At 71.2% G+C, this 2787-nt stretch carries 2 protein-coding genes; both read right to left on the bottom strand.

The window, feature by feature from the left end:
* On the bottom strand, positions 1-1918 hold a 1918-nt coding region (locus J0F76_RS20390), incomplete at its 3' end, for a hypothetical protein (protein ID WP_207472289.1).
* On the bottom strand, positions 1915-2787 hold an 873-nt coding region (locus J0F76_RS20385), incomplete at its 5' end, for a DUF4159 domain-containing protein (protein WP_207472286.1). The genes J0F76_RS20390 and J0F76_RS20385, both read right to left, overlap by 4 nt.

Below are 2787 nucleotides of genomic sequence, written 5' to 3'. Positions count from 1 at the left end.
GCGCCGCGGTGCGCAGGTCGGGCACGCCGCCGGACAGCGCCACGACCCCGCCCCCGGTGGCGCCCACAAGCGGCTGCAGCGCGGCGGCGCTTGCCACGGTCTGCTCGAACTCGCGCGGGGCGGCGGGGCCAAGCGCCAGCACGCGGCGCAGGTCGCCATCCTGCAGGCGGTAAAGCCCCGGTTCGGGCGCGGTCCAGTCGGCGGAAAAGCGGCCCGGCCCGGCCTCGGTCAGCGGCACCTCCTCGGTTCCGCCGTCGGGGCGGGTCACGATCAGCGGCCCGGCGTCGTCAGACATGGTCCGGCGGGTGAAGCGGACCGTCATGTCGCCCCCCACATCGGCCAGCAGCGCCTCTTCCTCAAGCTCCGGTTCCTTCATGGACCAGTGGGCGATGCGGCGCAGCAGTTCCAGTTGCGGCCCGCCGCCCTCGAACCCGCGCCCCCAGAGCCACACCTGGTCCGAGGTGAGCAGCGCCACCCGCCCCTCGCCCACGCGATTCAGGATCAGAAGCGGCTGGTCGCCGATGCCGGTCATGGCGACCTGCGCCCCTGCGTCGGGCGTCACCGTCGCCATGCGCAGCCAGCGGCCCCAGGTAGGATCGTCCCCTTCGCCGCCGGGCAGCCCGGCGGTGACGGGGTGGCGTCGCCCGTCATCGGTCAGGCGGGGCAGATAGGGTTCCTCCAGCACCTGCCCCGTCGGGCGCGCGGGCAGGATGCGGCCCAGGGGCGACAGATACAGGCTTTCGACCCCCGCCATTTCCGGCCCGGCAGAGACCAGGATCGCGCCGCCGCCTTCGACATAGCGCGCGATATTGGCGTAGTAATCCGGCGGCAGGATGCCCCGAACGCTGTAGCGGTCGAAGATGATGAGGTCGAAATCCTCGATCCGCTCCATGAACAGTTCCTGGGTCGGAAAGGCGATCAGCGACAGTTCGTTGACCGGCACGCCGTCCGACTTGTCGGGCGGACGCAGGATGGTGAAGTGGATCAGGTCCACCGCCGCATCCGATTTCAGCAGGTTGCGCCAGGTCCGTTCGCCCGCATGGGGTTCGCCCGACACCAGCAGCACCCGAAGCCGGTCGCGTACGCCGTTGATGCTGATGGCGGCGCTGTTGTTGCGGTCGGTCAGCTCGCCACCGCCCTCCTGGTCGATCGCAGGCGCGTCGAAGCCGATCTGCACGACGTTCTGGCCCGCGTGGTCCAGCACCAGGGGGACGGTGAGGGATTGGCCCAAGGGCACGGCCACCACCTGTTCATTCTCTCCGTCCAGGGACAGGCGCAGGTTGACCGATCCGGTCTGCGCCTCGGGGGGCACGCTGCCCTGATCCTCGACGCGCAGGCGGATGCTGACCTGCTGGTCGATCAGGGCAAAGGCGGGCGCTTCCTCGATCACCAGGCGGCGGTCCCAATCCTGTGGCCGGCCGGTCAGCAGCACATGGACCGGCGCGGGCGCCGTCGCGGGCAGCATCGCGGGGTCGTGCAGCCGCCCATCGGTCACGGCGATCACCCCCGCCAGCCGGGTTTCCGGTTCGGCGGCGATGGCGCGGGCCATTTCCGTGGCAAGCAGGGTGCCGTCGTCATTGTCGCCCACCGTCACGCGGCGCAATTCGGTGTTGGGCAGCGCGGCGACGGCACGGGTCATGGCATCGACGGCGGCATCCGCCTGGGCGGTGCGTTCCGGCAGTCCCTGGCTGGCGGAACGATCGTCCAGCAGGATCACGATGTCGGACAGGCCCGTGCGGCTGCCGATCTCCAGCGCCGGACCCGCCAGCGCCAGCGCCGCCGCCAGCCCGGCAAGCCCGCGCCAGGCCCAGCCGCGCAACCCGCGCCACAAGGCAAAGCCCGCCACCAGCAGCGCCAGGACCGCCAGCGCGGCGATGGCCCACCAAGGCAACAGGGGATCGAAGCGAAGCTGGGTCATGGGCCAAGCGTCTCCTCGACCCGCATCCGGTCCAGAAGGGCGGGCACATGCACCTGGTCGGACTTGTAGTTGCCCGTCAGCACATACATCAGCAGGTTCACGCCAAAGCGATAGGCCATCTCGCGCTGCTGCTCGCCTTCCCAGCCGCGCCCGATGGGAAAGGCGGCAAAGCCGTTCTCGTCCACGGCCCAGGCCTCGGCCCAAGAATTGCCGCCGATCACCACCGGGCTGACCCCGTCGTTGAGCTGCCGGAAGGGCACGCCCTCGGCCGCCTCGGCACCCGCCGGGGGCGCTTCCAGCCAGACGGGGTTGCCCTGCCAGCGGCCGGGAAAGTCGGCCAGCAGATAGAAGCTGCGGGTCAGGACATGATCGTCGGGGATCGGCGACAAGGGCGGGATCTCCAGCGGCGAGGCAAGGGCCTGCAAGGCCTGCGACATGTCGGGCCCGCCGACGCCCGTGACATCGCCGTCGCGCGTGTCGAACAGGATCATCCCGCCCGAGCGCATGAAGTGGTTCAGCCGGACGTAGGCCTGCGGCGAGGGCGGCGCCTGCGTGTCGGTGATCGGCCAGTAGAGAAAGGTCAGCACCGACAGGTCGTCCCGGTCCAGGTCGATGGCCACCGGCTCGCCCGGCTCGACCGAGGTGCGCTGCGCCAGAACCGCCGACAGGCCCCGCAGCCCTTCGCGCGAGGTTTCGTCGATGCGGTCGTCGCCGGTCACGACATAGGCCAGCGCAACCTCGTTCGCGGCGCGGGCCAGTTCGGGGCCGATGTCCTGCGCGGTGGCGGGGGGCACCGGCTGGGCCAGCAGCGCCAGCACGGCAACGGCGGCAGCGCGGCCGCCCCGCGCGATCAAGGCCGAGCCCAGCGC

The sequence above is a fragment of the Paracoccus fontiphilus genome (assembly GCF_017356265.1).
In the GTDB taxonomy this organism is placed as follows: Bacteria; Pseudomonadota; Alphaproteobacteria; order Rhodobacterales; family Rhodobacteraceae; genus Paracoccus; species Paracoccus fontiphilus.
This window is presented reverse-complemented; position numbering and strand designations above follow the sequence as displayed.